Genomic DNA, 23,643 nt, shown 5'->3' on the forward strand with positions numbered 1-23,643 from the left:
CAACTATTTGCCATCCTGACCAGCTTCAACAAGTTCAACACTTCCGCCTGCCGCTTCAATTTTTTCTTTGGCAGCCGCACTGATCTTATCAACCTTGACAGTCAGTGATTTTGTTACTTCTCCATTGGCAAGAATCTTTACAGCATCACCCTTCCTGATTATCCCGGCTTCAACTAACACCTGGGGGTTGATTTCAGATCCCGCATCAAAGGTATCCAGCTGTTTCAGTGAGACAATTGTATATTCCTTTCGGAAAATATTATTAAAACCTCGTTTGGGCAACCGTCTCTGCAATGGCATTTGACCACCTTCAAAGCCGGGTTTTATTCCAGAACCTGAACGTGATTTGAATCCCTTGTGACCTCTTCCCGCAGTTTTACCATGACCGGTTCCCGGTCCTCTTCCAAGCCGTTTCCGGTTTTTAGTCGATCCTTTTTGTGGAGAAAGGTTTGCCAGAGTTAACATGCTATATCTCCTCAATATGTACAAGATGACCAACCTTTTTAAGCATACCGCGTATCTCAGGTGTATCTTTTCTTGTAACTTTTTTATTCATTTTGGTGAGCCCAAGCCCAATTAAAGTGGCCCTTATTTTCCTGGTACTGCCAATCCCACTTTTGACCTGATAAAAAGTTATTGTCTCGGCCATTTGACTACCTTTTTTCATATATTTTACATGGACAACCTACTGAAAAACAGGTTGTCTATGCAGTGATTTCTTCAACTGTCTTGCCTCGAAGTTCAGCAATATATTCTGCTGATCTCAACGATTGAAGGCCATTGATCGTAGCTTTAACCATATTGTGCGGATTGTGTGATCCAAGACATTTTGTCAAGACGTTTGACACACCAGCCGATTCCAAAACCGCCCTGACAGGACCACCAGCAATAAGACCGGTACCTTCGGATGCGGGTTTAAGCAGGACCTTTCCTGCACCATATTTTCCTATAATCTGATGAGGAATTGAGGACTCAGTCAGGGAGACGGAAATCATCGATTTTCTCGCTTTTTCCACACCTTTCCTAATGGCCTCGGGAACCTGGTTAGCTTTTCCAAGTCCATAACCGACCTTTCCCTTTCCATCACCTACCACAACTATGGCACTAAAGCTGAATCTACGTCCACCTTTTACGACTTTAGCGACCCTGTTAATGAAAACAATTTTTTCTATCAGCTCCTCAGCATTGTTACTTTTGGAACGTTTAAAATCAGACAAGGGGCACCCCCGTATTAAATAAAATCATTAAAAAATCAAACCACCTTCCCGAGCACCTTCGGAAAGTGATTTTACTCTACCGTGATATATTGATCCTCCACGGTCAAAAACCACCTTGGTGATTCCGGCGGATTTTGCGCGAGCACCTATCATTTCACCAATCTTTTTTGCAGCGGCAACCTTTCCCTTTTCATCATCTGCCAGAGAAAAGTCTTTATCAAGTGTGGACACAGATACAAGTGTATGTCCGGCTACATCATCTATTATCTGAGCATAAATATGTTTATTGCTTTTGAAGACTCTCAATCTGGGCCGTTCACCCGTACCGGTAATTTTCTTCCGGATACGCCTGACGCGTTTTGCCCTTGATATTGTCTTTGGATTCGTCCTGGCCATTTTATTTATCCATTATTAATATTTAAATTTTCATTATGTGCATTCAACAAAAATTAACTCGCGCCGGCTTTACCCACCTTGCGGACAATATGTTCATCTTCATAGCGGATACCTTTTCCCTTATAGGGCTCAGGCTTTCTGACCTGGCGAATTTTTGCCGCGACAAGACCAAGCAATTCCTTATCAATACATTCAAGCACAATTTTTGTGTTACCATCTACAGTTGCATTGACCTCTTTGGGCAGTTCAAATTCAACAGGATTTGAATACCCTACATTAAGGGTGAGCTTCGAATTACTGACACTGGCCTTATAACCGACACCCTCAATGACAAGAACTCTTTTGAAACCATCTGCAACACCGATGATCATGTTATTGATCAGACTTCTTGTGAGTCCTCTGAAGGCGTTGACCTTTTTGCTCTCTACTCTGTTTCTGACAGAAATCACGCCATCTTCCAGAACCACTTCCACCTCTGGAATGATTTCACGTTCCAATGTTCCTTTGCTTCCGGTCACGGAAATCAGTTGACCCTTCAGGTCAACTTTCACCCCTGCAGGGACCGGAATTGGTTGTTTACCAATACGAGACATAATTACCTCCGTTTCCTGCGCGGTCTACCAGACCTCACAAATGATCTCCCCACCAGAATTGAGTGCCCTGGCTGTTTTATCCGTCACGACACCTCTGGATGTGGATATAATTGCTATTCCAAGTCCATTCAACACCTTGGGAATCGCATTTGCTTTTGCATATTTCCTTAAACCGGGTTTACTGATTCTCTTTAAACCGGTTATAACCGGCTCCTGATTCGGACCGTATTTCAGTTCAATTTTCAGAGTCCCCTGAACTGAATCTTCAATAACCTGATACCCGCGAATATACCCTTCTTCTTTCAGAACCTTGGCGACATTCACTTTTACCGTCGAGGAGGGCATTTCAACAGTATCAAATTTTACCATTACTGCATTTCGTATCCTGGTCAGCATATCTGCCAGGGGATCGCTCATTGACATAGCGAACACTCCTTATGTTTCAATAGTGTGGATGGCCAAATCAAAAACGGCTGAAATTCTACCAACTTGATTTAGTCACTCCGGTAATTTCACCGCTCAGCGCCAATTTACGGAAGCAGATTCTGCAAATACCAAACTTTCTGATAAATCCCCTCGGACGCCCGCAGAGAGGACATCTATTATATTTCCGCACTCCAAATTTCGGCTCGCGTTTTGCTTTTGCGATTATTGATTTTTTAGCCAAACCAACCTCCAATAATTCTTTTAAGTAAAGACGTATCCTACTCCGTTTATTATTTCTTAAAAGGCATTCCAAGTTTCCTGAGAAGAGATCGCCCTTCTTCATCCGTCTGTGCGGATGTTACAATTGTAATATTAAGCCCTTTGATCTTATCAATTTTGTCGTAATCGATCTCCGGGAAAATAATCTGTTCCTGAATTCCCATGGAAAAATTTCCACGTCCATCAAATCCCTTGGGAGAAAGTCCCCTGAAATCCCTTACCCGCGGAAGCGCTATATTAACAAGCTTGCTGAAGAAATCATACATTTTATCTCCACGGAGAGTAACTCGACACCCTATGGGCATACCCTCGCGAAGCTTAAATGTCGCAATTGATTTCTTAGCCTTTGTAATGACGGCTTTCTGGCCGGCTATGCGTGTAAGTTCTTCAGCGGCACCTTCAACAATTTTCGGATTCTGCACAGCCTCACCCAACCCCATATTCAAGACTATCTTCTTGAGTTGCGGCAGCTGCATAACATTTTTGTATCCGAATTCCTCTTTCAGCGCAGGAACACATTCGTTCATGTATTTTTCTTTCAGCGCACCCATGTATAACTCCTGGCTTAAACCTTTTTTCGATTACTTATGATTTACTTTCGATGGGCTCACCGCAACTCTTGCAGTAGCGGACCTTGGTCCCATCCTCAAGTACCTTTTTACCAATTCGGCCGGTCTTGGTACACTCGGGACAAATAAGCTGAATATTTGATACGTGTATCGGCGCTTCCTTTTCGACAATCTGACCCTGCTGATTCATCTCGGTCGGTTTTGTATGGCGCTTGATCATATTTATTCGCTCAACAACGACCTTATCCTTTGCCCTTAATACGCGCAGGATTTTACCAACCCGGCCTTTGTCCTTACCTGCAATTACTTCAACCTGATCATTTTTCTTCAGGTATGTTCTGCCCTGTCTCATTTCTATACCTTTTTCCAATCAATGTATCTGACCCGGCGGATCAGGAGACTCTCCTGTCCTTCAGGACGGTTAAAGTGCCTCCGGTGCCAGTGAGATAATTTTCATGAAACCTTGATTTCTCAGCTCACGGGCTACAGGTCCGAAAATACGAGTCCCTACAGGTTCACCCGAGGTCCCGAGCATTACGGCTGCATTATCATCAAACCTTACCCAGGTATCATCCATGCGCTTCATTTCTTTTGCGGTTCTGACGATTACCGCCTTCATCACATCACCCTTTTTCACCTTGGCGTGTGGAAGCGCTTCCTTCACGGTAACCACGATCACGTCTCCGATAGTGGCGTATCGTTTTCTCGTTCCGCCAAGAACCCGGATACACAAAACCTTCTTGGCTCCCGAGTTATCTGCGACATTCAGTACTGTCTCTGCCTGTATCATAATTTCACCTGATATATCATACGAAACAAAACGTTTCTCAACTTCTGCACTGTCAGTTTTAAAGTGCCTTATCCAGTATTGTTCTCACCCGCCACCTCTTTCTCTTGCTCAGTGGTCGGCACTCCTCAATCAGAACAGTGTCACCGATATTACAACGGTTCTCAGGATCATCTGCCAGATATTTGACACTGGTTTTCACGAATTTTCCATAAAGCTTATGACGAATCTTACGCTCAACCTGAACGACAACACTTTTTTCCATTCTGTTGCTGACAACAGAACCGGTTCTTGTCTTCTTAGATTTTTTTATTTCGCTCATAGTTTAATCACTTAGTGATGAATGTATAGAATCTGACCGGTCTCATTCAATTTTCATATTTTGGCTCAGCTAACAGCCTGGGCCTTGACGGTCTCGATTCTAGCAATATCTTTCCTAATTTTTTTTAACCGCGAGGTATCTTCAAGAGGTCTGATGCGATGTTGAAAAGCTAAATTTCCCAATTCTTCTCTCAGTTCCTTTTCCTTGTTTTCAAGATCCTCAGCGGACATTTTACGAATTTCCTCTACTTTCATAAAGTGTTCCTCTTGGTTACTACTTTGGTTGAGAATGGAAGTTTATTCCCGGCCAGCCTTAATGCTTTTACAGCAAGTTCTTCACTGACTCCGCCAATCTCATACAGGACCATTCCAGGTTTTATCATGGCCACCCACGATTCCGGACTGCCTTTACCTTTACCCATCCTTGTCTCAGCGGGCTTCTTGGTCAGGGGTTTATCAGGGAACACCCTGATCCAGACCTTGCCACCACGCTTCAGCGTCCTGTTGATAGTAACACGGGCAGCTTCAATCTGCTGGGCGGTCATTTTTCCACAGCATGTAGCCTTAATGGCAAAATCGCCGAAGGAAATAGAGGACCCTCTGTAGGCAATACCTCTGTTCCTTCCTTTAAAAACTTTTCTATGTTTAACCTTTTTAGGACTTAACATCTTCTACTCCGAATTATGCGATTAAAACAGCAACATTGATGAAGAAAAAAACTCTATACACCAGCACTGTCCTTTTCACTGAGCACTTCACCATTAAAAATCCACACTTTCACACCAATAATCCCATATGTGGTGTTAGCTTCTGCAAGCGCGTAGTCAACATCGGCCCTGAGGGTGTGCAACGGTACCCTTCCTTCGCGAACCCACTCACACCTTGACATTTCAGCACCACCGAGTCGACCGGAACAGGAAATTTTGATACCCTGCACACCAAATCTCAAAGCGGAGCTGACAGCCTTTTTCATGGCCCGGCGAAAAGCAACCCTTCTGACCAGCTGCTGAGCTATATTTTCAGCAACAAGCTGAGCATCCGCCTCAGGACGTCTGACTTCCTGGATGTCAATCGTAACCTTGCGGGAGATAAGTTTCTCAAGCTCTTTTTTAATGAGCTCAATTTCCGCACCCTTTTTCCCGATCACAATTCCAGGACGCGCGGTATACAGCTTGATTCGCACATGTTCCCCTGTACGCTCAATCTTTACCTTAGACAACCCTGCATGGTGGAGTCGTTTCTTGAGAAACTTTTTAATTTTCTGATCTTCAATTAAAAAGGCGGCGTACTCCTTATCCGCATACCAGATCGAATCCCATGTCCGGGTAATGTTCAGTCTCATTCCTAATGGATTAACCTTCTGCCCCAAAACAGTCCTCCAACAAATCCAATACTCAAATTAATCTTAGCGGCAAGCAACCTGCAATCGCTCACCGTATTCCAAACTAGTTCTCATCGACAATAACTGTTATATGACTAGTTCTTTTTATTATGGAGGTAGCTCTTCCCATGGCTCTGGGCCTGATTCTCTTCAGGGATGGTCCACCATCAATCATAATTTTTTTGATATAAAGATTATCAACATCAGTTGTTTCATCCTGAGTCGCATTTGCGACAGCAGACTCCAGTACCTTCTGGATAATTCCCGCCCCTTTTTTCGGCATGAAACGCAAGGTGTTGATGGCCTCATCCACACCCATCCCCCTGACAACGTCAGCGACAAGTCTCGCCTTCTGCGGAGATATTCTTATATATTTGCCTACGGCTCGTGCTTCCATAGCTTATACTCCCAAGTGAGTTCCCAACAGAAACATGCATTTCTGTTTATTTTCTTCCCTTCTTGTCTGAAGCATGTCCATAATAGGTTCTGGTCGGGGAAAATTCACCAAGCTTGTGCCCAACCATGTTCTCGGTAACAAATACCGGAATGAACTTTTTCCCATTATGAACTGCAAATGTCAGGCCTACCATCTCAGGACTGATATCCGAACGCCTGGACCAGGTTTTGATGACCTTCCTGGAACCACTTTCGATAGCCGCGGACACTTTCTTCTGTAAATGATCATCGATGAAAGGACCTTTTTTAATTGAACGAGACATATCTTACTCCTTGTCTGTTATGATCTCTTCTTGACAATCAGTTTGTCAGAAGCCTTTCTCTTTCGAGTCTTGTAACCTTTGGTCGGACGTCCCCAGGGAGTACATGGATGCCGCCCACCTGAACTCTTGCCTTCCCCGCCACCCATAGGATGGTCAACCGGGTTCATAGCTACACCTCGAACATGGGGTCTTCTTCCTTTCCATCTGTTCCTGCCTGCTTTTCCCAGTTTCTGGCTTTCGTGTTCACGATTACCTACCTGGCCGATACAGGCCCTGCATTTATTATTGAACTTTCGCACCTCGCCGGATGGCAACCGGACAAGAACATAACTCCCTTCCTTGGCCATCAACTGTGCAGATGCACCGGCGCTGCGAACGAGCTGAGCACCTTTGCCGATTTTCATCTCAATGTTATGGATGATGGTTCCAAGAGGAATATTACTCATCGGCAGACAGTTACCAGGCTGAATGTCAACGTTTTCACCGGCTATTACCCTGTCACCAACAGATATCCCGTCAGGCGAAAGAATATAGCTCTTCTCCCCGTCAAGATAGCTGAGCAAGGCGATATTGGCAGACCTGTTAGGATCATACTCTATGGCGACTACCCTGGCGTCTATATCGGTTTTATTTCTCTTAAAATCAATGATTCTGTACTTACGTTTATGGCCACCACCAATATGCCTGGAGGTAATGCGCCCGTAATTGTTCCTTCCACCGCTTTTTGACAAACTGCAAACTAGGCTCTTTTCCGGTGCATTTTTTGACAGCTCCGGATTCTTGATCGACACATGGTGCCGTTTGCCAGCCGATGTAGGTTTATATGTTTTTATAGCCATGATTTCCCAATCGCTCCATCAAATAGGGTTAGATACAATCACCAGGTGATTATAATTTTCGAACAATTTCCTGCAATATTCAGCTACAGTTCGTCTACGAAATTAATCTCACCTTCAGACAGGGTAACATAGGCTTTTTTCCAGTCACTGGTAAAACCTATTGTTTTTCCAACCCGTTTTTGCTTGCCGTGCATATTAGCAGTTCTCACATCCTTCACCTTGACGTTGAAGATGAGCTCAACTGCCCTTTTAATCTCTATCTTGTTTGCCTTGGGATGGACCTTGAAAACAACCTGTCCTTCATCTTCCTGAAGCAATGCTGCCTTCTCGGTGAGGCATGGTCCCTTCAGCACATTGTATAAATTTTTCATGACGCCAACCTCTTCTCAAGGCTCTCTATTGTGGGTTGCACCAGAATAAGTTTTTTATGAAGAAGAATGTCATATACATTGACACCTTCAGCGGGCAACACTTTATAACCATTGACGTTACGGGAAGATTTGCACAGATTTTCATTCTCACTTCCTGCAACGATAAGGGCATTGTCGACTTCGAGTGCTCCCATAACTTCCACAAAATCCCTGGTTTTGATTCTTTCCAGCGTGAAGTCATCAAGAACAATGAGATTTCCTTCCTGGAACCTGGCACTTATTGCCATGGCCACGGCCTGCTTTTTCACTTTCCGGTTCAGCTTGAAAGCATAGTCACGCGGTTTGGGACCAAAGGCGACCCCACCACCCCGCCAGATGGGTGAAGTCCTCGTTCCGGCTCTCGCCCGGCCTGTACCTTTCTGACGCCACGGTTTTGCTCCACCGCCTCTCACCTCAACCCGTGTTTTCGTGCAGGCATTTCCTGATCGTCGAGCCGCTCTCTGCATCCGTACAACTTCGTGCAGAATATGTTCCTTGACTTCACGGTTGAACACATCATCTCTCAGCTCAACCTCGCCAACACTCTCATTCTTGGTGTTAACTATCTTTACAGTAGACATATCTATCTCCTCGAGCCTGTCTTAATTCAAAAGCAGTTTATTTTGAAAAAATTTTCAACAGGCCGTTCTTGGCTCCAGGAAGGGGACCTTTCAAAAGCACGACATTTTCATCAGAACGAATATCAATGATGATCACATTCTTTCTCAGTACAGTATCATTTCCCATTCTTCCCGGCATTTTTTTCCCCTTTACAACTCTTCCCGGGTATGCACTCATGCCTATGGAACCTGGTGCCCTGTGAAATTTGGAGCCATGACCCGCACCACCGCCGGCGAATCCGTGTCGTTTAACAACACCCTGAAAACCCTTACCTTTGCTCGTCCCCTGTACATCCACAAGATCACCGACTTTGAATACCGTATCCAGAGTAATATCCTGTCCTACTTCGTATTTATCCGAATCATTGACCCTGAACTCGCGTATAAAGTAAAACCCTTCGGACCCTGATTTTTTCAGGTGGCCGGCCACGGGCTTATTGACCCTTGACTCCTTCTTTTCAGAAAAGCCTACCTGAATGGCATTGTATCCATCTACGGCTTCACTTTTTACCTGGAGGACTTTACAGGGCCCAGCTTCCACAACAGTGACTGGAGTAGCCTGTCCCATTTCGCTGTAAACCCGGGTCATCCCGATTTTTTTACCTAATATACCCATTGACTTTGGCATAATTCTACCTGATGCTTCAATTTACAATTGATATCGTCGCCATCTACGGCAGCTTTATTTCTACATCGACCCCCGCAGACAATTCCAGCTTCATCAGAAGGTCGATTGTCTGTTGAGTCGGCTCAAGAATATCGAGCAAACGACGATGAGTCCTCATTTCAAACTGCTCACGGGATTTCTTATCGACATGGGGTGAACGGAGAACACAGTACTTGTTCACCGAAGTCGGTAAAGGAATCGGTCCAGCTACCGCAGATCCGGTTCTTCTGGCAGTCTCAACAATTTCCGAGGTTGACTGATCCAGCAGCTTATGATCGTATGCTTTGAGACGGATACGGATTTTCTCTGTAGGTATCATCATGCACCCTTTTTATAAAATTTCACTGATAACGCCTGCACCAACTGTGCGCCCACCCTCGCGAATGGCAAAACGCAGACCGACATCCATGGCAATAGGTGTAATCAACTCAACAGTTGCCGCGATATTATCTCCAGGCATGACCATTTCAACACCTTCTTCAAGTGTCAGAACTCCGGTCACGTCAGTGGTTCTGAAATAAAACTGAGGACGGTATCCATTGAAGAACGGAGTATGCCTTCCGCCCTCATCCTTACCAAGGATATAACACTCAGCCTTGAACTTGGTGTGCGGGGTGATGGATTTCGGAGCGGCCAGAACCTGCCCTCTCTCAATTTCATCCCTTTTAATTCCCCGCAGCAATGCCCCGATATTATCACCAGCCTGTCCTTCGTCCAGCAGCTTGCGGAACATCTCCACGCCTGTACACGTTGTTTTCTGGGTTTCCCGGATACCAACGATCTCCACTTCGTCACCAACATGAATAACACCACGCTCAACACGTCCAGTTGCCACTGTACCACGACCGGAGATCGAAAAAACATCCTCAACCGGCATGAGAAACGGCTGATCAACATCACGCTTCGGCTCAGGAATATAGGAATCTATTGCGTCCATCAGCTCCCATATACACTTGGAATGCTCTTCGTCTTCCGGGTTCTCAAGTGCCTGCAGAGCAGAACCCTGGATGAACGGAATATCATCACCAGGGAATTCATATTTATCCAGCAACTCCCTCAGTTCCATGTCCACGAGCTCGATGAGTTCCTCATCATCGACCATGTCGCACTTGTTGAGGAAAACAACAATCGCAGGAACACCAACCTGACGGGCAAGAAGAATATGCTCACGAGTCTGGGGCATTGCACCGTCTGTTGCCGCAACAACGAGGATCGCACCGTCCATCTGAGCCGCACCGGTAATCATGTTCTTGATGTAATCTGCATGACCGGGACAATCAACGTGAGCATAATGACGCTTCTCAGTCTCGTACTCAACGTGGGCCGTTGCGATTGTAATACCTCTTTCCTTCTCCTCAGGAGCCTTGTCAATATCACTGAAGTCGGTAAAGGAAGCCTGCCCCTTCAGAGATAGCACCCGGGTGATTGCAGCTGTTAAGGTCGTTTTACCATGGTCGATATGACCAACCGTACCGACGTTAACATGCGGTTTAGTCCTTTCAAATTTTTCCTTTGACATAACTGTTCCTCAATATGTTTGGACCTAGATCCCTCTGATTTTTTTTATTATTTTATCTGCCTTTGAAGCAGGTACTACATCATATTGTAAAAACTGCATTGTAAATGTTGCCCGTCCCTGTGTCGATGACCTGAGGGACGTCGAATAACCGAACATCTCAGCAAGAGGCACATGTGCTTTTAAAACCTGAAGCTCTTTTTCCGCCTCAACGCCGACTATTTTCCCCCGTTTACTGTTCAAATCGGAAATTACATCTCCAACATACTCTTCGGGAGTGACAACTTCCAGGCTCATGACCGGCTCCAGCAACTCAGGGTCTGCATCTGCCGCCGCCCGCCTTATTGCCATGGCAGCAGAAATACCGAAAGCCATTTCAGTTGATTCCTCGTCATGGTACGAACCACCCACCAGGGATACTTTAAGATCCGTGAGCGGATATCCGATCAACGGACCGGAATCAAGACTGTCCTCTATTCCCTTGCGGATAAATTCCAGATATTCTTCAGGAACGGTATTTTCGTCCACAAGATTTTCAAACGAAAATCCACTTCCCCTGTCCGCCGGTTCAATCTCAATAATGACGTGTCCATACTGCCCTTTGGCCCCCGTCAGCTGATCAAACTTTCCTTCCCCGCGGCAGACCCTGCCGATTGTTTCCTTGTAGGCGACCTGGGGGGTCCCTACATTTGCCGCTACCTTGAACTCGTTGAGCAGGCGGTCAACAATAATTTCCAGATGAAGTTCCCCCATACCGGAAATGATAGTCTGGCCTGTATCACTGTTTGTCGTTATGGTGAACGACGGATCCTCCAGAGCAATTTTCTCCAGTGTTTCTGCCAGTTTTTTTTCTTCCGCCTTGCTCTTCGGCTCAATTGCTACACCAATTACAGGATCAGGGAAATCCATACTCTCAAGGATTATATGATCCCCTTTCCTGCAGAGCGTGTCACCAGTGGTCGTAAACTTGAGACCGACTATCGCGCCGATATCTCCAGCAAGTATTTCATCCACTTCTTCACGTTTATTTGCATGAAGCTTGAGGATCTTGCCAATTTTTTCCTGTTTTTTCTTTACAGGATTAAAAACCTTATCCCCCACTCCGATTCTGCCGGAATAGACGCGGATAAAGGCAAGATTTTCAACAAAGGTGTCACTCATCAGCTTGAAAACCAGCCCCACAAAACTGTCCGCAGGATCAGTCTTCCTGGTAACGGGTTCACCATTTTTACCGACTCCTTCAATTTCCCTTACATCCAGAGGAGACGGCAGATAGCGAATCACACTGTCAAGCAGTGGCTGCACACCCTTGTTTTTAAAAGCGCTCCCACACAAAACAGGCACTACTTCAAGCGCCAGCGTTGCTTTCCTGAGAGCGATGTATATCTCAGGCGCAGATACTGTAGTATCATCTAAGTATTTTTCCATGATACCCTCATCGAAGTCGGCCAACTTCTCGAGGAGCATCATCCGTGCGGCCGTGAATCTTTCTAAGTGTTCGCCAGGAACATCGACAACTTCTACTTCCTGGCCAAGAGACTGTTCACTGAAAAGGAGCATTTTTTCCTCAATGAGGTCAATCACTCCCCTGAACTCAGTCTCTTTTCCTACCGGAATCTGTATGGGCAGCGGATTTGCCCCCAGCCTCTCAGCAATCATGTTTACACATTTGCTGAAATCGGCCCCCACACGATCCATCTTGTTGACAAAGGCAACCCGCGGAATAGCGTATTTATCCGCCTGCCTCCATACGGTTTCAGACTGGGGTTCAACTCCTCCCACAGCACAGAACACCGCTACAACTCCATCAAGAACCCTCAGGCAGCGTTCCACCTCAACAGTGAAATCAACATGCCCGGGAGTATCTATTATGTTTATTTTATTCTCTTTCCAGTAACAGGTGGTTGCTGCCGAGGTAATCGTAATCCCCCGCTCCTGTTCCTGTTCCATCCAGTCCATGACGGCCGTACCCTCATGAACTTCTCCGATCTTGTACGAACGACCGGTGTAATACAATATTCTTTCGGTTGTCGTTGTTTTTCCGGCATCAATATGGGCCATAATGCCAATATTACGCACACCGGACAACTCTTTCGGGGCTGCCATAGAAGATCCCTCACACTTTGAGCAAACTTAAAACACAGCCCTTCTCCCGACAGGGACAATCCGCCACTACCAGCGATAGTGAGCAAATGCCTTGTTTGCCTCCGCCATACGATGAGTATCGTCTTTCTTTTTCACAGAAGCACCACGCTTGTTATAGGCGTCCATCAGCTCGGCTGCAAGCTTCTCAGACATGGACTTTCCAGACCTGGACCGGGAAAAACCGATGATCCACCTGATGGCAAGCGCGTTCCGTCTGGTCTGTCGAACCTCCATCGGTACCTGATATGTTGCGCCGCCAACCCTCCTGGATTTAACCTCAACCCTTGGCCGCACATTATTCATGGCCTCTTCAAACACAGTGAGGGGATCCTCGTCTTTTACGCGATCCGCAACTATATCCATTGCCTCATAAAAAATCCTCTGGGCAAGAGTCTTCTTTCCCCTCTCCATCAGGCCATTGGTGAATTTGGACACCAGGACACTGTTATATTTAGGATCCGGGTCAACAGGGCGTTTCTCAATTGTTCTTCTTCGCGACATAACTTACTACCTCTCCAATCCACCGACCCTTAAGACGGCCGCTTGGCTCCATATTTTGAACGACCCTGGCGCCTGTCAGACACTCCGAGCGTATCCAGTGTACCCCTGATAACATGGTAGCGCACACCAGGTAAATCCTTCACCCTGCCACCACGAATCATGACAACCGAGTGCTCCTGCAGGTTGTGTCCGATTCCTGGAATGTAAGATGTCACCTCAATTCCATTGGTCAGCCGCACCCTTGCCACCTTCCTGAGTGCTGAGTTCGGCTTCTTCGGCGTCGTGGTATAGACTCTTACACAAACACCCCTTTTCTGGGGCGATCCTTTCAAGGCCGGTGTATTAGTCTTTTTTACGGACTTTTTTCTACCATACCTTACAAGTTGGTTTATTGTCGGCATTACGTTAACTGCTCCTGTTTTACAAAACCTAATTATTAATTCCCAACAACAAATGCACATCCGGAAATTTTACAAGCACGAAAGCAATCACTTTTAACCCAGCGGCACTACTGTGTCAAGCAAAAAAACAGCCCGGATATCAATTTGCCCGTTATTGGTCACCCCCAAGGCCGGTTCCTGCGGAAATAAGCCTTCCCATGATTACATTTTCTTTCAAACCTTTCAGTTCATCAACTTTTCCAGCCATTGCCGCATTGGTAAGAACCTTCGTTGTTTCCTGGAAGGATGCAGCGGAAATGAAACTTTCCGTTGACAGGGAAGCCTTGGTGACACCCAGAAGCAATGGTTCAGCAGCACCCGGCTTCTTTCCTTCGGCTATCAACCTGTCGCGTTCCTCTTCAAACTTCCACCACTCGACCTGTTCTCCAATCATGAACTTCGAATCTCCAACAGAAGTAATCATAACCCGTTTGAGCATCTGACGAACAATGACCTCGATATGTTTATCATTGATCTTGACCCCCTGCAGCCGATACACTTCCTGAATCTCGTTAACAAGAAACTTGGAAAGCTCCTTCACCCCGAGTACGGAAAGAATATCGTTTGGAACAATAGTTCCCTCCATCAATGGTTCTCCGGCCTGCACATAATCACCCTCATGGACAATGATATGCTTTGATTTTGGCACCAGGTATTCCTGGGGATCACCATATTCCGGAGTAACAACGACCCGTCTCTTTCCCTTCAGTTCCTTGCCGAAACTGACCTTTCCATCAATTTTTGTGATGATGGCTGGATCCTTGGGCTTTCTCACCTCAAACAGCTCGGCCACCCTGGGCAGACCGCCGGTAATATCCTTGGTCTTTGTTGTCTCCCTTGGAATCTTACCAACTATGGTTCCCGGCTGAATGACCTCACCTTCACTCACTGAAATAATAGAACCGACCGGCAGACTGTAACGGGCAAACGCTTCGGACCCCGGAAGTTTGACAGTTTTTCCCTTCTCATTTTTTATTGAGATTCGGGGGTTCAGCTGAGTGGAACCGGTGGAGTGGACGATCACCATGGACGCCCTTCCGGTGACTCCATCAACCTTTTCCTGCATGGTCACGCCTTCTATAATATCGCCAAATTTAATGACACCGCCCACTTCAGCAACAATCGGAATTGTATAGGCATCCCAGTCTGCAAGGATGGTATCCCTTTCTACCGTATCCCCCTCTTTAACCAGGAGCTGGGCACCGTAATTGACTTTAAAACGTTCCCTTTCCCTGCCAAGTTCATCCTTGATAATGATTTCAGCATTGCGGTTCATAACAATGTGAGTGCCTTCGGAGTTTTCAACCGAATGCAGATTGTAAAACTCAACCGTACCACCGATATGCGTCTGAAGTTCTGCCTGTTCAACGGACCGGCTGGCTGTACCACCGACATGGAAGGTCCGCATGGTCAACTGGGTTCCGGGCTCTCCAATGGACTGAGCTGCTATTACACCGACAGCCTCACCGATATTCACCATATGGCCCCGACCAAGATCCCGGCCATAGCAGGCTGCGCAAACTCCGCGCTTGGCGCGACAGCTCAATACAGAACGGATGGGGACCTTGTCAATACCAGTCTCCATGATCTGCTCTACCTTCTCCTCGGTAATTTCTTCACCGGCCTTGACTATAAGAGTATCATTGAAAGGATCAACAATATCCTCCAGGGCGACCCTGCCGAGTATCCTGCCGCTCAAGGGGACAATGATTTCACCACCATCCATCAGCGGTTCGGCAATCATACCGTCCAGGGTCATGCAATCCTTCTCGACAATGGTAGATTCCTGGGCCACATCAACCAGCCTCCTGGTCAGATAACCGGAGTTGGCTGTTTTCAGGGCTGTATCTGCAAGTCCTTTCCTGGCACCGTGGGTGGAAATAAAATATTCAAGGACACCAAGCCCCTCCCGGAAATTGGCCTTGATCGGAGTCTCGATAATAGCCCCGGACGGTTTTGCCATCAGGCCACGCATACCGGCGAGCTGACGGATCTGGTCTCTTGAACCCCGTGCCCCTGAATCGGCCATGATAAAAATGGAATTAAAACTTGGAGCCTCAACCACATTGCCATCCTTATCACGGAAATAATCAACCTTGATCTCGTCCATCATGGCGTTGGCCACTTCCTCTGTAACCTTGGACCATATATCCACAACCTTGTTATACTTTTCACCGGAAGTGATAAGACCATCCGTATACTGCTGCTCAACATCAAGCACATCCTTTTCAGCGCTTTCAACAAATTCCTCTTTTGCAAGAGGAATCTTCATATCGTTGACACAGATGGAAATCCCGGCCCTGGTGGCGTACTCGTAACCAATATCCTTCAGACGGTCAGCAAGAATGACCGTATCCTTGGTTCCGGCATTCCTGTATGTATGGTCAATAAGTGTGGCCAGCGCTTTCTTGGTCATCACCTTGTTGACCTCGGCAAACCTGACTGAGTCAGGAAGAAGCTGACCGAGAATAATCCGACCCATGGTCGTGTCAATAAGCTCCCCATCCTTTCTGACCTTGATTTTCGCCTGGAGATGAACCTGGCCATAGTCAAAAGCAATTATCGCCTCTTCGTCGGAAGAAAAAGCCTTGCCCTCCCCCATCACGTTTATCCGTTCACGGGTCATGTAGTAGAGACCGAGCACAATATCCTGTGAAGGAATGATGACCGGCTCACCGTTGGCTGGAGACAGGATATTGTTAGTGGACATCATCAGTACCCTGGCCTCAACCTGCGCCTCTACAGACAACGGTACATGGACCGCCATCTGGTCACCATCAAAGTCAGCATTAAATGCCATACAGACCAGGGGATGAAGCTGAATCGCCTTTCCTTCGATAAGAACCGCTTCAAAGGCCTGCATACCGAGTCTGTGCAGGGTCGGGGCACGGTTGAGAATGACAGGATATTCCGTCACAACTTCATCGAGAACATCCCAGACCTCTTTCACTCCTTTCTCCACCATCTTACGACCACTTTTGATGGTGGTCACATAGCCTTTTCTTTCAAGCTTGTGGTAAATAAAGGGTTTGAAAAGTTCGAGGGCCATCTTCTTCGGAATTCCGCACTGGTGAAGGCGCAGGTGCGGCCCCACCACAATGACCGAACGACCGGAGTAATCAACACGTTTTCCGAGCAGATTCTGTCTGAAACGACCCTGCTTGCCCTTCAGCATATCCGAGAGGGACTTCAGAGGACGCTTGTTCCCCCCGGTTATGACACGGCCCCGACGGCCGTTGTCAAAGAGGACGTCAACCGCCTCCTGCAACATTCTCTTTTCATTGCGGATAATAATGTCAGGAGCGTCCAGCTCCAGTAAACGTTTCAACCTGTTGTTGCGGTTGATCACCCTTCGGTACAGATCATTGAGATCTGAGGTGGCAAATCGACCACCCTCCAGGGGAACAAGGGGACGAAGATCAGGTGGAAGTACAGGAATAACTTCGAGAATCATCCATTCCGGCTGATTGCCGGAATCCCTGAACGCCTCAATAACAAACAGTCTTTTTCCAAGTTTCTGTCTCTTGGTCTTGGAATTGGTGTTGGCCATTTCTTCACGCAGTTGATGAGACAACTGTGCAAGATCTTTAGAGGCAAGCAGTTTTCTGATTGCCTCGGCACCGATTCCGACTTTGAACTGGCCTGGATAATCAGATAATGCCTGTCGGTATTTTTCCTCTGTCAGCAGTGTCCCCGGCGGTAGACTTTCAGCCTCTGACTCAACTACAGCATACTGTTCAAAATAAAGGATTTTTTCCAACTGTTTGAGAGTCATGTCGAGAACCGCCCCTATTTTACTGGGCAGACTCTTTAAAAACCAGATATGGGCAACGGGAGCTGCAAGCTTGATATGGCCCAACCGCTCACGCCTGACTTTTGACTGAATAACTTCAACACCGCATTTTTCACAGACAACCCCTCTGTGCTTCATGCGTTTATATTTACCGCAATTGCATTCAAAATCCTTGACCGGACCAAAAATCTTTGCACAGAACAAACCGTCCCGCTCAGGCTTAAACGTCCTGTAATTTATAGTCTCAGGTTTCTTGACCTCACCATGGGACCAGTCCATGATTTTCTCAGGGGAAGCAAGAGATATTTTGACATTTTTAAATTTTACTGGGGCTTTCGGTTTTTGAAAAAAATTGAATAACTCTTCCACGAAATCACCTCTCCCTTATGTTATAGGATTCCTCCACGGCCGATACATTTGTCAGGCCGTGAAGAGATCAAACCCAAACCAGGGTAATGAGAATAAGGATTGTGCTCTACGCCAATCCATGTCTCTTATTCTTCGATAAGTTCCATATTCAGACAAAGGGCCTGAAGTTCTTTCACCAGAACATTAAACGACTCCGGCAGCCCGGTTGTAAGAAAATTATTTCCTTTGACTATCCGCTCATACATTGTCGTTCTGCCTTCGACATCATCTGATTTGGTTGTCAGGAATTCCTTGAGAGTATATGCAGCCCCATACGCCTCCATGGCCCACACCTCCATCTCTCCAAGGCGCTGACCACCGAATTGAGCCTTGCCGCCCAGGGGTTGCTGCGTAACAAGCGAATAAGGTCCGGTTGACCTTGCGTGAATCTTGTTGTCAACAAGATGATGGAGTTTCAGCATATACATGACCCCAACCGTTACCTTGTTCGCAAACGGCTCCCCGGTGAGCCCGTCATAAAGCTGACTCTGTCCGACCTCATCCACACCGGCTTCAACAAGAAGGCGGCGGATCTCCGATTCCGGAGCACTGTCAAAAACAGGGGTAGCCATATGGATGCCATCCCGGTGACGTCTTGCCCATTCGATCAGTTCCGTATCACTTTTACCATCGGTTATAGCCTCGAACTCTTCCTCTGAAAAAACCGCACGGAGTTTTTTCCGGATCTCATCCACGGCAAAACGATTGGCTAACTCCTCCAGCTGTTCCCCGAGTTTTTTTGCGGCAAAACCAAGGTGAACTTCGAGAACCTGCCCAACATTCATCCGGGAGGGAACTCCCAGGGGATTGAGGACGATATCAACAGTCCGGCCATCGGCAAAAAACGGCATATCCTCTTCGGGCAGAAGACGGGAAACAACACCTTTGTTCCCGTGACGGCCGGCCATCTTGTCACCGACCGAGAGTTTTCTTTTTGTGGCGACATAGACTTTTACCATCTTCACTACACCCGGAGGCAGGTCATCACCCTTCTTCATGCGCTCAATGATCCCGTCATATCGTTCGGTGATCAATCGTGCCTGACTGTTATATCGCTCATAGACAGCATCAATGGCATCCTCATACTTAGCCTTCTCCGAAAAATCGATATCACGTAAAAGATCGAAACCAATTCTGTCCGCATGTTCTTTTGTGATCTTCTTGCCCAGAGCAACAACCACTTCTCCACGGGCGTCGTGAATATCCTTTTTGGCCGTCCTGCCATCGATAATATCACCAATTTCACGACAGACGCCACGTTTCAGACTGCGTAATTCATCGAGCTTGTCCTGATTCAGCTTTTCTATCTCAAGATCTTCGATCATCAGGGAGCGCTCATCCTTATCCACTCCTTTTCTGGAAAAAACCTTGGCGTCAATAACCACTCCACTCACCCCCGGAGGTACACGCAGGGAAGAGTCCTTGACATCCTGAGCCTTTTCACCAAAAATTGCCCGCAGCAGTTTTTCTTCAGGTGAAAGTACGGTCTCACCCTTGGGTGTGACCTTGCCGACCAGAGTGTCACCAGGTTTCAGTTCAGCTCCTATCTGGACAATACCTGATTCGTCAAGATTACGAAGAGTCTCCTCACTGACATTGGGGATATCGCGGGTAATCTCTTCCTTGCCGAGTTTTGTATCCCTGGCCATTGTCTCGAAAACCTCTATATGCACCGAGGTATAGGTATCTTCTTTTAAAAGACGTTCGTTGACCAGAATGGAATCTTCAAAATTGAAACCACGCCACGGCATAAAGGCTATGGTGACATTTTTTCCGATGGCAATCTCGCCCTGCTCACAGGATGGCCCATCGGCCAGTACTGTACCCTTTTTCACCCTGGTTCCGGGTAAAACAAGAGGGATCTGGTTAAAACAGGTGTTCTGATTAGACTTCTTATATTTCTGCAGCCGGTAAACCGCAACTCCGGTATCATAACCATCCGTGCCCGGCTCTTCATACCTGACCACTATCCTGTTGGCATCAGCCTCTTCCACAACACCATCTCCGGCACTCAAAAGACACGCTCCGGAATCACGCGCAACATATTTTTCCATTCCAGTACCGACAAACGGTGCTGCCGTCTTCAGAAGGGGAACAGCCTGTCGCTGCATGTTCGAACCCATCAGGGCCCGGTTGGCATCGTCATTTTCCAGAAAGGGCACCAGGGATGCGGCGACACTGATCATCTGGTTCGGGGCGATATCCATGTAGGAGACCTTATCAGCAGGAGAGGTGAGAACCTCGCCTTCTTCACGGGTGATCAGAATATCAGGGATAATACGTTTATTATCATCATAGGGCGTGAGAGCGGGAGCAATAATATGATTCTGCTCCTGCAGGGCGCTGAGATATTTGACTTCATCAAGAACAATGCGGTCCTTGACTTTCCTATAGGGTGATTCAATGAATCCGTACGGGTTGACCCTGGCATAAGTAGCCAGGGAAACGATCAGGCCGATGTTCGGACCCTCGGGCGTTTCAACGGGACAGATCCGGCCATAATGAGTCGGATGCACGTCACGAACTTCAAAACCGGCCCTCTCCCTTGAAAGACCACCAGGTCCGAGCGCACTCAACCGCCTCTTGTGAGTAACTTCAGAGAGTGGGTTTGTCTGATCCATGAACTGGGAAAGCTGACTGGTACCGAAAAATTCCTTGATCGCGGCGGAAATCGGCTTTGGATTGACAAGGTCGTGGGGCATCAGGGTTTCCACATCCTGAAGAGTCATCCTCTCCTTGATTGCCCGCTCCATCCTGACCAATCCCATCCGGTACTGATTTTCCACAAGCTCTCCGACGGTCCTGACCCTTCTGTTTCCAAGATGATCAATATCGTCCACTCCGCCCTGGGTATCCTTCAACCTGACGAGATGCCGAACCGCATGGATAATGTCCACTCTTGTCAAGGCCCTGTTGTTGATATCAATATCAAGGCCGAGTTTTGCATTGATTTTATAGCGTCCAACCTCGGAGAGATCGTAAAGGTCCTGGTTGAAAAAAAGATTTTCAAAAAAAGCTTCAGCAACTTCAAGTGTCGGAGGGCTCGATGGTCGCAGTCTTCGGTAAATCTCAAGCAGCGCTTCCTCGGTATTTCTGGCCTTATCCAGGGCCAGGGTTTTGCTGAAGGAATCGGAATAATTCACCCCGTCAATATGCAGCACCTTGAACTCATTGATCCCGGCCTCTTCAAGGGTATCAAGCATTGGTTCGGTGATTTCGGTATTGCAGAGAAAAAGCGGCTCCTCCCCATCTTCCTTCATGAGGGTATTTGCAAGCACATTCCCGAGAAGAGCCTCTCGCGATACAGGAAGGTAGTCTATGCCGGCGGCTGCTATTTTTTTACACAGAACCATGGAAATCTTCTTGCCCTTACGGCCAAGAATTTCACCATCGGCGGGATTGATCAGATCAAACTCCAGCCTTTTCCCCTTAAAAAGATCCGCATCAAAGGATTTCTCATACCCGTCTTCAGTCTTGCGAATAGTGCTGAGGGGATAAAACTCACTCAGCAATTCCTCATCTGAAAAACCGATCGCCTTCAGAAGGGTTGTGACCGGAAACTTTCTCCGTCTGTCTATCCTCACATGGAGGACATCCTTGATATCAAATTCAAGATCAATCCAGGAACCACGTACCGGAATAATGCGGGCAGAGTAAAGCAGTTTTCCACTGGAATGGCTTTTTCCGTTATCGTGGGTATAAAAAAGTCCAGGAGACCGCTGGAGCTGGGAGACAATCACCCTTTCGGTTCCATTAATGACAAAGACGCCATCGCCTGTCATAAGAGGCAGAGATCCGAGAAAAACTTCCTGCTCCTTTATGTCACGAATAGACTGAACCCCAGTTTCTTCATCGACATCAAAAGTGATCAGTCGGACCACGATCTTCAGGGGAATTTCATATGTCATTCCCCTCTGCTGGCATTCCTGGACTGTATATTTCGGTTCTCCGAACTTGTACCGTACAAATTCAAGGGAACATAGTCCGTTGAAATCGTTAATCGGAAATACATTTTTCAAAATGGCCTGCAGTCCAAAATCATCCCTTTCATCGGGATCTTTATCTATCTGCAGAAACTTTTCATACGAAAGACGCTGCATGGAGATGAGGTGGGGCGGCTCTATAACAGTTTCAGCCGTGGCAAAGTTCTTTCTGATTCTTTCCATAATTGTCCTCGAAATTGCCTTGTATTCGTGCTAAAAAATCGGGATTCAACAACGTAGAGTCGATATTCGTAAACCAGCTTTCAAAAATCGATTTGATACCCCGTTTTCGGGGTTGTAAGTGATGATAAAACAAGACCTGAATCCTGCACTTTTTTAAAAAAGATAAATTAATCTCGTACCATTACAATATATTTAATGGAACTGTTCATTGGCAGCATTCAGGTAAGAATTTCTAAATAAAAATCAACCAAAAAATGATCAACCTCGCAAAGCATATAAAGGTCCTTTTTCAGCAAAATCACTCCAGGGCAGGAAAACGGAGGAGCCCGCCTGGCAGAACTACCTGATATTACTAATTATTTTTCTATATTTTTTCTATACCCTTAAAGCACAACACGCTACGTGGCAAAGCCCGTAGCGTGATGTCGTAAACTGAAGTTGTTCGCAAATGGAACAACAGAGTATATGAACTTTTATTTTATCTCTACAGTTGCACCAACACCTTCGATCTTTGTTTTAATCTCTTCTGCTTCTTCCTTGGTGGTGCCTTCCTTCAACGGGGCAGGAGCCGATTCAACAAGAGCTTTTGCTTCTTTCAGTCCAAGACCGGTGATGGCACGAACTTCCTTGATAACCTTGATCTTCTGATCACCGATGCCTGCAAGAATAACATCAAATTCGGTTTTTTCTTCGGCAGGAGCATCACCACCGGCAGCGGCACCGACTGCAGCTACTGCTACAGGAGCGGCGGCGGAAACACCAAATTTCTCTTCAAATTCCTTGATGAGTTCGGAGAGTTCAAGTACAGACATATTGGCGATAAAATCAATCACATCTTCTTTTGTAACAGCCATGATAAATATCCTCTTATTTATTGGAACGTATCAGTTCCCAAATATATTCTAGTTTTCGTTTTCTTTCTTCTCTTTAAGAGCCTGCAATCCATATGCAAAAGTACGCGGTACACCACTGAGGACCCTGACAAGTCCCGTAGGAACATTGTTCCAGGTGGACAGCAGCTGACCAAGCAGTACTTCCTTGGTAGGCAGTTTTGACAAGGCAAGCAGCTCGTCAACGCTGATCTTTTCTCCATCAAGCACAGCAGATCTGATATTGAATTTATCAAAATCATCTGCAAATTTTGCAATCACCTTAGCCGGTGCTACCGGATCGGTATAGGACATTACAACAGCAGTCGGGCCAACAAATTCGTCAACCAGTGCGTCGTTTTCGGTGTCCTTTGCAGCGCGCCTCAGGAGAGTATTTTTGGCAATCCTGATTTCCGAATCACAGTCTCGCAGTTCCACGCGAATTTTCTGGATTTGGGAAACATCAAGACCGCAATAATCAGCAACAACTGTAAATTTGGCTCGGCTGAACGAATCATTCAATTCCGAGACAAGTGTCACTTTTTCATCACGATTCAAAACACTCCTCCAGGTTAAAATTT

29 protein-coding genes are annotated in these 23,643 nt (G+C 46.6%); all 29 read right to left on the reverse strand.

Annotation, left to right across the window (positions count from 1 at the left end; translation table 11 throughout):
• Positions 1-3: 3 nt before the first annotated feature.
• Positions 4-465 (reverse strand): 50S ribosomal protein L15, encoded by a 462-nt coding sequence (rplO, locus tag ACXLDX_RS08400; protein WP_457576739.1) that lies wholly within the window; start codon positions 463-465, stop codon positions 4-6.
• Position 466: 1 nt separating this feature from the next.
• Positions 467-649, reverse strand: coding sequence for a 50S ribosomal protein L30 (gene rpmD, locus ACXLDX_RS08405; protein WP_228855982.1), 183 nt, complete (start codon positions 647-649; stop codon positions 467-469).
• A gap of 55 nt (positions 650-704) precedes the next feature.
• Entirely contained in the window at positions 705-1,217 is a 513-nt protein-coding gene (gene rpsE / locus ACXLDX_RS08410) for a 30S ribosomal protein S5 (RefSeq protein WP_457576740.1), read from the reverse strand.
• A 27-nt stretch (positions 1,218-1,244) separates the two neighbouring features.
• The gene (gene rplR / locus ACXLDX_RS08415; RefSeq protein WP_457576741.1) at positions 1,245-1,613 is read right to left on the reverse strand and encodes a 50S ribosomal protein L18; all 369 of its coding nucleotides are present in this window, start codon (positions 1,611-1,613) and stop codon (positions 1,245-1,247) included.
• A 53-nt stretch (positions 1,614-1,666) separates the two neighbouring features.
• Entirely contained in the window at positions 1,667-2,206 is a 540-nt protein-coding gene (gene rplF / locus ACXLDX_RS08420) for a 50S ribosomal protein L6 (protein ID WP_457576742.1), read from the reverse strand.
• Between the two features lie 24 nt (positions 2,207-2,230).
• Positions 2,231-2,629: a 30S ribosomal protein S8 gene (gene rpsH, locus ACXLDX_RS08425; RefSeq protein ID WP_457576743.1), complete on the reverse strand. Its 399-nt coding sequence runs from the start codon at positions 2,627-2,629 to the stop codon at positions 2,231-2,233.
• Positions 2,630-2,687: 58 nt separating this feature from the next.
• Positions 2,688-2,873, reverse strand: coding sequence for a type Z 30S ribosomal protein S14 (locus tag ACXLDX_RS08430; protein WP_228855977.1), 186 nt, complete (start codon positions 2,871-2,873; stop codon positions 2,688-2,690).
• A 49-nt stretch (positions 2,874-2,922) separates the two neighbouring features.
• Positions 2,923-3,462, reverse strand: coding sequence for a 50S ribosomal protein L5 (gene rplE, locus ACXLDX_RS08435; RefSeq protein WP_457576744.1), 540 nt, complete (start codon positions 3,460-3,462; stop codon positions 2,923-2,925).
• Between the two features lie 34 nt (positions 3,463-3,496).
• Entirely contained in the window at positions 3,497-3,832 is a 336-nt protein-coding gene (gene rplX, locus ACXLDX_RS08440; RefSeq protein WP_457576745.1) for a 50S ribosomal protein L24, read from the reverse strand.
• 69 nt (positions 3,833-3,901) lie between these two features.
• On the reverse strand, positions 3,902-4,270 hold the full coding sequence (gene rplN, locus ACXLDX_RS08445) for a 50S ribosomal protein L14 (protein ID WP_228855974.1): 369 nt from the start codon (positions 4,268-4,270) through the stop codon (positions 3,902-3,904).
• 58 nt (positions 4,271-4,328) lie between these two features.
• Positions 4,329-4,589, reverse strand: coding sequence for a 30S ribosomal protein S17 (gene rpsQ / locus ACXLDX_RS08450; protein ID WP_457576746.1), 261 nt, complete (start codon positions 4,587-4,589; stop codon positions 4,329-4,331).
• Positions 4,590-4,654: 65 nt separating this feature from the next.
• Complete coding sequence (gene rpmC, locus ACXLDX_RS08455) at positions 4,655-4,843, reverse strand: 50S ribosomal protein L29 (protein WP_457576747.1); 189 nt, start codon at positions 4,841-4,843, stop codon at positions 4,655-4,657.
• Positions 4,840-5,256: a 50S ribosomal protein L16 gene (gene rplP, locus ACXLDX_RS08460; RefSeq protein ID WP_457576748.1), complete on the reverse strand. Its 417-nt coding sequence runs from the start codon at positions 5,254-5,256 to the stop codon at positions 4,840-4,842. The genes rpmC and rplP overlap by 4 nt, the downstream gene beginning before the upstream one ends.
• Before the next feature lie 53 nt (positions 5,257-5,309).
• Positions 5,310-5,957: a 30S ribosomal protein S3 gene (rpsC, locus tag ACXLDX_RS08465; protein ID WP_457576749.1), complete on the reverse strand. Its 648-nt coding sequence runs from the start codon at positions 5,955-5,957 to the stop codon at positions 5,310-5,312.
• A 76-nt stretch (positions 5,958-6,033) separates the two neighbouring features.
• Positions 6,034-6,366 (reverse strand): 50S ribosomal protein L22, encoded by a 333-nt coding sequence (gene rplV / locus ACXLDX_RS08470; RefSeq protein ID WP_228855969.1) that lies wholly within the window; start codon positions 6,364-6,366, stop codon positions 6,034-6,036.
• Positions 6,367-6,412: 46 nt separating this feature from the next.
• Positions 6,413-6,688, reverse strand: a complete 276-nt coding sequence (rpsS, locus tag ACXLDX_RS08475; RefSeq protein WP_228855968.1) for a 30S ribosomal protein S19 — start codon at positions 6,686-6,688, stop codon at positions 6,413-6,415.
• 17 nt (positions 6,689-6,705) lie between these two features.
• Positions 6,706-7,527, reverse strand: coding sequence for a 50S ribosomal protein L2 (rplB, locus tag ACXLDX_RS08480; protein WP_457576750.1), 822 nt, complete (start codon positions 7,525-7,527; stop codon positions 6,706-6,708).
• A gap of 83 nt (positions 7,528-7,610) precedes the next feature.
• Positions 7,611-7,898, reverse strand: coding sequence for a 50S ribosomal protein L23 (rplW, locus tag ACXLDX_RS08485; RefSeq protein WP_457576751.1), 288 nt, complete (start codon positions 7,896-7,898; stop codon positions 7,611-7,613).
• The gene (rplD, locus tag ACXLDX_RS08490; RefSeq protein WP_457576752.1) at positions 7,895-8,518 is read right to left on the reverse strand and encodes a 50S ribosomal protein L4; all 624 of its coding nucleotides are present in this window, start codon (positions 8,516-8,518) and stop codon (positions 7,895-7,897) included. The genes rplW and rplD overlap by 4 nt, the downstream gene beginning before the upstream one ends.
• Positions 8,519-8,555: 37 nt before the next feature.
• On the reverse strand, positions 8,556-9,185 hold the full coding sequence (gene rplC / locus ACXLDX_RS08495) for a 50S ribosomal protein L3 (RefSeq protein ID WP_457576753.1): 630 nt from the start codon (positions 9,183-9,185) through the stop codon (positions 8,556-8,558).
• Positions 9,186-9,228: 43 nt separating this feature from the next.
• The gene (gene rpsJ, locus ACXLDX_RS08500; RefSeq protein WP_457576779.1) at positions 9,229-9,540 is read right to left on the reverse strand and encodes a 30S ribosomal protein S10; all 312 of its coding nucleotides are present in this window, start codon (positions 9,538-9,540) and stop codon (positions 9,229-9,231) included.
• A gap of 15 nt (positions 9,541-9,555) precedes the next feature.
• Positions 9,556-10,743 carry an elongation factor Tu gene (gene tuf / locus ACXLDX_RS08505; protein WP_228855963.1) on the reverse strand — a complete coding sequence of 396 codons (1,188 nt, stop codon included), beginning with the start codon at positions 10,741-10,743 and terminating at the stop codon, positions 9,556-9,558.
• Positions 10,744-10,767: 24 nt separating this feature from the next.
• On the reverse strand, positions 10,768-12,846 hold the full coding sequence (gene fusA / locus ACXLDX_RS08510) for an elongation factor G (RefSeq protein WP_457576754.1): 2,079 nt from the start codon (positions 12,844-12,846) through the stop codon (positions 10,768-10,770).
• 66 nt (positions 12,847-12,912) lie between these two features.
• Positions 12,913-13,386: a 30S ribosomal protein S7 gene (rpsG, locus tag ACXLDX_RS08515; protein WP_228855961.1), complete on the reverse strand. Its 474-nt coding sequence runs from the start codon at positions 13,384-13,386 to the stop codon at positions 12,913-12,915.
• A gap of 29 nt (positions 13,387-13,415) precedes the next feature.
• Complete coding sequence (gene rpsL / locus ACXLDX_RS08520) at positions 13,416-13,787, reverse strand: 30S ribosomal protein S12 (RefSeq protein WP_228855960.1); 372 nt, start codon at positions 13,785-13,787, stop codon at positions 13,416-13,418.
• Between the two features lie 151 nt (positions 13,788-13,938).
• Positions 13,939-17,988: a DNA-directed RNA polymerase subunit beta' gene (gene rpoC / locus ACXLDX_RS08525; RefSeq protein WP_457576755.1), complete on the reverse strand. Its 4,050-nt coding sequence runs from the start codon at positions 17,986-17,988 to the stop codon at positions 13,939-13,941.
• A 125-nt stretch (positions 17,989-18,113) separates the two neighbouring features.
• Complete coding sequence (gene rpoB, locus ACXLDX_RS08530) at positions 18,114-22,193, reverse strand: DNA-directed RNA polymerase subunit beta (protein WP_457576756.1); 4,080 nt, start codon at positions 22,191-22,193, stop codon at positions 18,114-18,116.
• A 473-nt stretch (positions 22,194-22,666) separates the two neighbouring features.
• Positions 22,667-23,047 carry a 50S ribosomal protein L7/L12 gene (gene rplL, locus ACXLDX_RS08535; RefSeq protein ID WP_457576757.1) on the reverse strand — a complete coding sequence of 127 codons (381 nt, stop codon included), beginning with the start codon at positions 23,045-23,047 and terminating at the stop codon, positions 22,667-22,669.
• 48 nt (positions 23,048-23,095) lie between these two features.
• Positions 23,096-23,620, reverse strand: coding sequence for a 50S ribosomal protein L10 (gene rplJ / locus ACXLDX_RS08540; protein ID WP_457576758.1), 525 nt, complete (start codon positions 23,618-23,620; stop codon positions 23,096-23,098).
• Between the last annotated feature and the right edge of the window lie 23 nt (positions 23,621-23,643).

This window comes from Desulfomarina sp. (genome assembly GCF_054039375.1).

Bases quoted from the DNA above. Each gene is read 5' to 3' on its own strand.
- rplC (WP_457576753.1), bottom strand. From the start codon at position 9,185: ATGCCAAAGTCAATGGGTATATTAGGTAAAAAAATCGGGATGACCCGG.
- rplE (WP_457576744.1), bottom strand. From the start codon at position 3,462: ATGGGTGCGCTGAAAGAAAAATACATGAACGAATGTGTTCCTGCGCTG.
- rplX (WP_457576745.1), bottom strand. From the start codon at position 3,832: ATGAGACAGGGCAGAACATACCTGAAGAAAAATGATCAGGTTGAAGTA.
- rpsS (WP_228855968.1), bottom strand. From the start codon at position 6,688: ATGTCTCGTTCAATTAAAAAAGGTCCTTTCATCGATGATCATTTACAG.
- rplP (WP_457576748.1), bottom strand. From the start codon at position 5,256: ATGTTAAGTCCTAAAAAGGTTAAACATAGAAAAGTTTTTAAAGGAAGG.
- rplN (WP_228855974.1), bottom strand. From the start codon at position 4,270: ATGATACAGGCAGAGACAGTACTGAATGTCGCAGATAACTCGGGAGCC.
- fusA (WP_457576754.1), bottom strand. From the start codon at position 12,846: ATGGCAGCCCCGAAAGAGTTGTCCGGTGTGCGTAATATTGGCATTATG.
- rpsL (WP_228855960.1), bottom strand. From the start codon at position 13,787: ATGCCGACAATAAACCAACTTGTAAGGTATGGTAGAAAAAAGTCCGTA.
- rpsH (WP_457576743.1), bottom strand. From the start codon at position 2,629: ATGTCAATGAGCGATCCCCTGGCAGATATGCTGACCAGGATACGAAAT.
- rpsQ (WP_457576746.1), bottom strand. From the start codon at position 4,589: ATGAGCGAAATAAAAAAATCTAAGAAGACAAGAACCGGTTCTGTTGTC.
- rplR (WP_457576741.1), bottom strand. From the start codon at position 1,613: ATGGCCAGGACGAATCCAAAGACAATATCAAGGGCAAAACGCGTCAGG.
- rplL (WP_457576757.1), bottom strand. From the start codon at position 23,047: ATGGCTGTTACAAAAGAAGATGTGATTGATTTTATCGCCAATATGTCT.
- rpmC (WP_457576747.1), bottom strand. From the start codon at position 4,843: ATGAAAGTAGAGGAAATTCGTAAAATGTCCGCTGAGGATCTTGAAAAC.
- rplD (WP_457576752.1), bottom strand. From the start codon at position 8,518: ATGTCTACTGTAAAGATAGTTAACACCAAGAATGAGAGTGTTGGCGAG.
- rpsG (WP_228855961.1), bottom strand. From the start codon at position 13,386: ATGTCGCGAAGAAGAACAATTGAGAAACGCCCTGTTGACCCGGATCCT.
- rplF (WP_457576742.1), bottom strand. From the start codon at position 2,206: ATGTCTCGTATTGGTAAACAACCAATTCCGGTCCCTGCAGGGGTGAAA.
- rplV (WP_228855969.1), bottom strand. From the start codon at position 6,366: ATGGAAGCACGAGCCGTAGGCAAATATATAAGAATATCTCCGCAGAAG.
- rplW (WP_457576751.1), bottom strand. From the start codon at position 7,898: ATGAAAAATTTATACAATGTGCTGAAGGGACCATGCCTCACCGAGAAG.
- tuf (WP_228855963.1), bottom strand. From the start codon at position 10,743: ATGTCAAAGGAAAAATTTGAAAGGACTAAACCGCATGTTAACGTCGGT.
- rplB (WP_457576750.1), bottom strand. From the start codon at position 7,527: ATGGCTATAAAAACATATAAACCTACATCGGCTGGCAAACGGCACCAT.
- rpoB (WP_457576756.1), bottom strand. From the start codon at position 22,193: ATGGAAAGAATCAGAAAGAACTTTGCCACGGCTGAAACTGTTATAGAG.
- rpmD (WP_228855982.1), bottom strand. From the start codon at position 649: ATGGCCGAGACAATAACTTTTTATCAGGTCAAAAGTGGGATTGGCAGT.
- rplO (WP_457576739.1), bottom strand. From the start codon at position 465: ATGTTAACTCTGGCAAACCTTTCTCCACAAAAAGGATCGACTAAAAAC.